The following is a 6944-nucleotide window of genomic DNA, read 5'->3' on the forward strand; positions in this document are numbered from 1 at the left end:
CGGGGTAAACAGCCGTACCACGGGCAGCGGGTCGCAAGCATGGCCGGCTACGTATGCCTGGCCGTTTGCGAGCAGCTGCTCGCGTTGCTCTGCGGTGATGAGGGTGTAATTCATGGTTGCAGACTCCCGAGAGTTTCAATTCATAGTGGAGCGCGAAGAAACGCGGATGGGCTGCGCCGGGGCCTCACAGTGGCTCCGAGCTGCGTCCCCGTCGGCATGTAGGCACTGCGGCACCCTGCATCCGTAGATGACCAACTAGGCGACATGATCGTTGGCAGGAAATGGGTTCGACCGCACGACATAGAGGGACGCGCACATTGTAGTCATTTGCGTTGTAAATGTATACGACTACAATTCATATAATGACAACGTAGATGCTATAGACGCTAACGTTGTAATCATGGATATATCGTCACTTTCATAAGTGCGAGTCCGTGGCATGACGTCACTACGGCAGACGTTTGCGCAAAATTTGAGGAAGTATCGGGAACTGAGGGGATACACGCAGGATGCCCTAGCAGCGTTGATCGAGGTTGACCGCACGGCGGTCAGCCGCATTGAAAGACTCGCGCCAAATCTCACCCTCGAAAAAGTCATTAGCCTGGGACAAGCACTGGACGTACATCCTTCTCAACTGCTCACTAGTGCCAGCAGCGAGGAGCACCAGAGTATCCGGAGATACTCTGGCGTAAAGGATGTCAGCGCAACGGTACGCGCGTTGCGCACCGACATGAAGTTGTCCCAGCGCCAACTTGGTGACAAGGTTGGCCTCGATCGCAATCACGTCTCCAGAATAGAAACGGGTGAGGCCAATCTCGCATTGGATACGCTCGAAAGAATCATCGAAGCACTAGGCGCAGATATCACTAAAGTGCTGGGATAGCTCAACCGTTTCCGAGCAATTTGGGAAGGCGCTGCCAGCAGAATCGGAAGATCGCTCGAACGGCGACATCCGGCGGGCAATCGGCAAGTTCTGGCTGGACCGTACATCGGCTTGGCGGCACCGGAGAAGTGCCGTTGTCAACCGATGTTCTTACGACCGCTTGCGTCAATCGTGTAGGCGCGGCCGCGTGAACCCACATAACAGATAGGTCGATCTGCGCCGCCTTGAATCAGACTGACATAGTCACAATGCGGCGCAGCAGCCTTGGACTAGCGGCCCCTCCCCCTGCTTGGGGCAACCTAGGGACCCTAAAATTCGACGACGGACGACACGCGCGTCCCGGCAAAGCGCGATGCCAGATTTGCGCATTCGTGCATAAGCACGGATCCAAGAGCTCTCGGATTCGCGCAACCGCATAAGCACTGAGGCGGAATTGCGGCCAGGCAGGACAAGGATGCGGTCCCTGGTCTGTTGAAATCCGCAAATGCGGATTTCAACAGAAACCGTGAGCGAGTCAATCAACCGAAAGGGGCGACCAGCTTCTGGAGCAGGTGCGCTGGACGCTGGAGGCCGTATCGAAGTAGCACGGCGCGCCATAGGCTCGCGCGATGCTGCGGGCTAGCAACTGCGCCCCGCCGCAATGGGCGGGGCGTTTGGGGCGGCCGTCAGGCAGTCGGCTTGCTGCGCGACCAGATCAGGTTATGCGTACCATCATCTTCCTCGATCAGCCGGGCGTAGATCGTCGCCGGAAACGAAGGATCATCGAGGGTCACGGACAGGTAGGGCCGCTCGGACTGGCTGACTTTCTTCCACGCCGCGCCGAGGTCATAGCCGCCGGCCGCCTGGACGCGGAAGTCGGGGGCGTTCTCGCTCGCCTTGTCGTTGGGGATGAACCGGACCTTGACGTTGAGCGTCAGGGTGCGAACCGTGCCGATGAAGCCGTCGTTCTGAGCGGTGAAGATGCCGATGTTGGCCATGGTGCATTCTCCTTTCGGGTTACCCAAGGTCGCGCCCATCGCGTCCTTGTTGTGATCCGATCCGCGGGGGCCGGGCTGGCTGCACCGCTTGCGGCCGATACGCAGTGGAGGACCTGCAGACGCGAACAATTTGCTGCGCGAGGAAGCCGCGCAGCGGCGGGGAAATTGTTTGTGCCGGAAGGTTGCGGCCATGAAGCCCGAGGCGCAGCCGCGCCCCCGCCAGGATGCACAACAGCCAAAGGACGCATGGGCCGACCCTCTCCGAAAGGAGCCGTGGCCGACTCGGCATGCCCGCATGGCGGCTGTACCGGCTTGCGCCCTGACGCGGGAAACGACCCGTCCTTCAACGACAAGCGAGAACGCCCCTGCCGTAGCCCGCGGCGACGCCTTCGAGGCATGGCGTGGATGCTCCATAGAGGCCGAGCGGCGTATCCGTGAACCACCCTTCATGACGTTGTGGGCGACGAATCGCTAGCGTCGAGGACAGAAGGCTTTCGCACAACCTGTTGCAGCAAGCCGAGGCGTAGCCCCACGACACCGCCCCCTGCAGCGGGCGCAACGCTTGCGACCCTGACAGTTCATTCAAAAAGCCGTAGGAAGCCTTCTTTGCCAGATGCACTCCAGCGCACACTTCAAAGACCGCGGGCTTGAAATACCTGCAAGAAACATTTACTTGCTTTACAGTTATTTCAACTTTACGCGTTATGGTGGTAAGTTGTGTATACCTGCATAGCAAGTAATTTGCTTTTACGAGCAAAGCAGGTAAAATTTATTTACGCGCATTGCAGGTATCCAAAATGAAGCAAGTGCTCTCAACGCCATCTCAGCTAGGCGAAATATTGCGGTCGGCTCGCCGAGCCAAACGGCTCACGCAGGGCCAAGCCGCCACCAGGCTGGGACTAAGCCAAAGCCGGCTGTCTGCCTTGGAGATTGAGCCCAAAGCCATCTCTTCGGAACAGTTACTGGCCTTGGTCAGCCTTTATGGCTTAGAGCTCGTTCTCCAGTCGAAGAACCACGCCCCTCCATCGCAAGAAACGGAGTGGTAATCAATGGGAAGAAAGTCACACACTCGGGCGTTGTCAGTCTGGGCCAATGGCCAACGTGTTGGCACCTGGCGCATCCCGCCGCATAGCCCTATGGAGCTCCAGTATGACAAAGACTGGATGGCTTCTGCCGCAGGACGTCCCTTGTCCCTTTCACTGCCGTTCGGCATCGACACCTCTCCTTTGAAGGGCGAGCGGGTCCGCAACTACTTCGACAACCTTCTGCCGGATAACGACAACATCCGCCGGCGGCTCGCTACCAAATATCAGACCGCTTCCACCGACCCCTTCGACCTGTTGGAAGCAATAGGACGAGACTGCGTTGGCGCCGTCCAGCTTCTCAAGGAAGACGAAGCCCCCCAGAACGTCAACAGTATTGAAGGCACCCCGCTATCTGACACCGACATTGAGAAGCTCCTCGAGAGCACGGTTACCACAACGGGGCCTGGAACAATAATGGAAGATGAAGATTTCCGCATCTCCATTGCAGGCGCCCAAGAAAAGACCGCCCTGCTCCGTCACGAAGGGAAATGGCTGCTTCCGCATGGGGCAACGCCGACTACACATATCTTGAAGCTACCGCTCGGCTTGGTTGGCAACCGGAAAGCTGACTTGTCGACCTCGGTAGAAAACGAATGGCTTTGCATGCAGCTCTTCAAGGAGTTCGGACTGCCGGTGGCCGACTGTGAGATATTGACCTTCGGCAAGCAGAAGGTGCTCGTCGTCACGCGATTCGACCGACAACTTCATCACAGCGGCAAATGGATAATGCGTTTGCCGCAAGAGGATTTCTGCCAGGTCCTCGGCGTGCCTCCCCATCTGAAGTACGAAGCAGAAGGCGGACCTGCAATGGTCGACATTGCGGCAGTCCTCCGGCAGTCACAAACTCCAGAGCGGGACCTGAAAACATTCTTGGCAACACAAGTCCTGTTCTGGATGCTGGCTGCTACAGACGGCCACGCCAAGAATTTCAGCATCCATATGTTGTCAGGGGGACGTTACAACCTCACACCGCTCTATGACATTCTGTCCGCTTGGCCGATTATCGGGGATGGGCCCAACCACGTCTCGCACCACAAGGCTAAGCTCGCCATGGCAGTTGCAGGCAAGAACCGCCACTATCTGTTGAAGGATATTCGGCGCCGCCATTTCAATGCCATGGCACCTAAGTGCTATGCAGACTCAACTGCGGAACCAATCATGGAGGAGTTGATTGCCAAGGTCCCAACGGCCGTTTCGAACGTGGCCAATCGACTGCCACCAAATTTCCCTGCTCATGTCTCGGACAGCATCTTGGAAGGCCTTCAGGCGTCCGCCAAGAAACTCGGTGACAAGAACGCAGGTTAGCGCTGCAAAACCGCCGGCGGTTGCCGGCTTCGAATCCTCAGAGAGTCAACCGTTGGTACGCGCACGTCCGCGATGGCGTCGCCGCAGGCAAGGCCGTTCTGGCACACGAAGCGGAACATGCCGGCGAGCATCTGGTAGCTGCTCGTGCCGTCGTGCGAGTTCAAGAGGATGATTTCGTTGGCCTCGCTGCCGTTGATCTGGCTGGCATGGCGCAGCCGGATCATTGTGCTTGGTGTAGTGGCGGCGGCTTTCTTGTCGCACACGGGTCTGGCAAACCATGAAGGGCTGGAACCCTTCGCCGCGCAGTTCCTGCAAGACCGTTGCGGTCGGGATGTAGCTGTACCGTTACGAGCGGCTTTCGTGCGGGGCTTCCGCGAAGATGGACGCGCCACCGCCCGGATCTGGTCATCCGACAAGGGGAGTTCCGAGCGCAGCACCGGGGAGCGGGAAGCGAAGCGGGATGCGAGTTGCATGGTCTTTCGCCTGGCTGAAGGCGGCGACGTGGCGCTTTTTGCTGTGGACGTTGAGGCCGGGCGCGGCAGATCTGCCGCGCCCGGTTTGAGCGGATGCCCCGGCGCAACGCGCCGGGGCCATGCTGCTACGTCACGCGGCCAGCGCGTTGGCTGTCACTTCGCGGGCGGGCTCGTCCGGCGCATCCCCCTCACCTGCTTCTGCCTGCGCGCGCTCCTTCGGTGCCGTGTCGAACCCGCTCTTGCTAACAACACCGATCCGGGCGAGACTAAGGTCATCGATCCGGTGAGATCAGAGCTTGCCTGGCCAGTACGTTCGCACATCGAGTTTATGATTCACAACGATCGGCGCTAGGCCTCGTCCTCCGCTTACCTTCCTCAAGGACCGGGCGTGCTGAGTCAAATCTACCCGGGCGCCTACAACTGTCCGGGAGAGATAAACGTGGAAGCGACGCCGCGTACTCCATTGCGGCTAGGTTTCTGGCGAGGACTCTATTCTGCATATCTCGAACGAACACGCAAGCTTTCTTACCGATGCCAACGATCCTCGTCACTTTCGCACCGTTTCGTTCCAAAAGAGAAACAACGGCGCTTCGTTATAAAAGCTAAGAAGATCTCAAGTTAGTCCCGCCTACTTGCCTTGCGAATCGGTTTGAATATATTTCAGTTTGCGTGGAGTACACGCAGTGGCGACGTCGGGGCGCAAGGCACGATTTCCCGGCTTTCGGTCCTATAAGTTTGACGCAGAGAGGTTCATATGCGCCTCATGAACCGTATTCTCGTGACCCTGTCACTCTCGCTGCTTCCTGGCATCGGCCTTGCACAAACTTGTCGGTGGGATGGCACGGCCCCATGGTGTAGCGGCTCTTGCGGCAGCGGCGAAACGGAAATGGCACGCGTATCCGATTTGCCCGAGCACTGGAAGCAAGCGTTTCCCATAGCCCAGAACACCAACTTCGGCGCAGCATGCGTTTTCGGCTCCAAAGCCCTCTGCTGTAAGGCGTCGGCTGGCAGTCAATGTCGATGGGATGGCACCGCCCCGTTTTGCGATGGCGAATGCGGACCCGGTGAAGTCGCCGCGGCGCCGCCGGCAGGATCAACAAGCGGCGCCGCATGTGTCACTGGGCAGAAGAAGTTCTGCTGCCGAGCGTCGGTCGGCAGCTCGCGACAGGCGCTCACATCCAACCCCAAGTTGACGGAGTACGCCACCATCTGGGAAAAGTCGCCCGGTCCTGCCTGGCAGGCTCGCCACGGGCTCACTAGTCAGCAGTACCAGCAGACGTTTGATGAACTGGTTCGCCAAGGATATAGGCCGGTCGATGTCAGCGGCTATAGCGTTGGTGGTCAGCCTACCTATGCAGCCATCTTTGAAAAGCGCGCCGGCCCCGAGTTCGCTGCTTTTCATGGTATTACCGGCGACGCCTACCAGCGCGAATTCGATCGCCTAACGCAGTCTGGATACCATCCCGTCTTTGTGGACGGGTTCGCCGTCGGAAACGCGGACCGTTACAACGCCATCTTCGAAAAAGCTCCAGCGCCACCCTGGGTCGCTCGGCATAACCTGGATTCCGCCTCTTACCAGAGGGAATTCGACCGGCTTACGAGGGATGGATATCGGCCAGTCGTGGTCAGCGGCTACAACGTGAACGGCCAGGACCGCTACGCAGCGATATGGGAGAAGCGCAGCTCCGTTCCTTGGGTCGCACGACATGGAATGACCTCCGCGCAGTATCAACAGGAGTTCAACCGGCTTGGGCAGCAAGGCTATCGCGTCGTCACGGTGAGTGGTTGGCGATCGACCAACGAGCCGCGTTTCGCTGCGATCTGGGAGAAGGTCGATGGGCCACCGTGGCTGGCGCGGCATCAAATGCTCGCTGACGGATATCAAGAAGAGTTCGATAAATTTACCAAGGAGGGCTATCGCCTGAAGGTCGTAAGCGGCTATCACATGTACGACTGAACGCCGCCTCCCGGCGGCCGCGCATCCGCGCATTTTCCGCGGAGTCGTCTTTGCCCTAAGGAAGGCCGAAATGCGGACCGGCATTGCTGTGGCCAACGTTCCATTGACGATCGCGGCCTTACTCCTGATCAACACCTTGGCCTCGGCCCAGCCCGGCCGACAGCTATCTCGTCTTCGCGTTGCTTGCCTGTGCCTTTGGATCATTGGTGCAATTGTGAACACAGCCTTCTATGCATTGCATTACACACAAGTCGTGACGAAGGG

The 6944-nt window shown here is 58.6% G+C and carries 7 protein-coding genes and 1 pseudogene; 5 read left to right on the top strand and 3 right to left on the bottom strand.

Annotated features, from left to right (window positions below):
* Positions 1-114, bottom strand: a 114-nt coding sequence (locus CF68_RS39125; RefSeq protein WP_035815591.1) for a DUF2958 domain-containing protein, incomplete at its 3' end; no start/stop codon positions are given.
* Between the two features lie 325 nt (positions 115-439).
* Between CF68_RS39125 and CF68_RS35415 the strand changes: the two genes are divergently transcribed.
* Positions 440-883 (top strand): helix-turn-helix domain-containing protein, encoded by a 444-nt coding sequence (locus CF68_RS35415; RefSeq protein ID WP_051591350.1) that lies wholly within the window; start codon positions 440-442, stop codon positions 881-883.
* A 665-nt stretch (positions 884-1548) separates the two neighbouring features.
* Here the strand turns inward: CF68_RS35415 and CF68_RS01635 are convergent.
* Complete coding sequence (locus CF68_RS01635) at positions 1549-1860, bottom strand: DUF736 domain-containing protein (protein ID WP_035815586.1); 312 nt, start codon at positions 1858-1860, stop codon at positions 1549-1551.
* A 797-nt stretch (positions 1861-2657) separates the two neighbouring features.
* Here CF68_RS01635 and CF68_RS35860 point away from each other — a divergent pair.
* Positions 2658-2906 carry a helix-turn-helix transcriptional regulator gene (locus CF68_RS35860; RefSeq protein WP_080569695.1) on the top strand — a complete coding sequence of 83 codons (249 nt, stop codon included), beginning with the start codon at positions 2658-2660 and terminating at the stop codon, positions 2904-2906.
* Positions 2907-2909: 3 nt separating this feature from the next.
* Entirely contained in the window at positions 2910-4250 is a 1341-nt protein-coding gene (locus tag CF68_RS01640) for a type II toxin-antitoxin system HipA family toxin (protein ID WP_035815588.1), read from the top strand.
* On the opposite strand, the pseudogene CF68_RS39130 reads toward CF68_RS01640, so the two are convergent.
* A pseudogene (locus CF68_RS39130) lies at positions 4247-4565 on the bottom strand (DUF932 domain-containing protein). The gene CF68_RS01640 and the pseudogene CF68_RS39130 sit on opposite strands and share 4 nt — an antisense overlap.
* Before the next feature lie 921 nt (positions 4566-5486).
* Between CF68_RS39130 and CF68_RS36920 the strand changes: the two are divergent.
* Entirely contained in the window at positions 5487-6680 is a 1194-nt protein-coding gene (locus CF68_RS36920) for a hypothetical protein (RefSeq protein WP_152548436.1), read from the top strand.
* A 70-nt stretch (positions 6681-6750) separates the two neighbouring features.
* Positions 6751-6944 (top strand): hypothetical protein (locus CF68_RS37920; protein ID WP_235205639.1); only part of this gene is annotated, 194 nt, incomplete at its 3' end.

This window comes from Cupriavidus sp. SK-4 (assembly GCF_000611125.1).
In the GTDB taxonomy this organism is placed as follows: Bacteria; Pseudomonadota; Gammaproteobacteria; order Burkholderiales; family Burkholderiaceae; genus Cupriavidus; species Cupriavidus necator.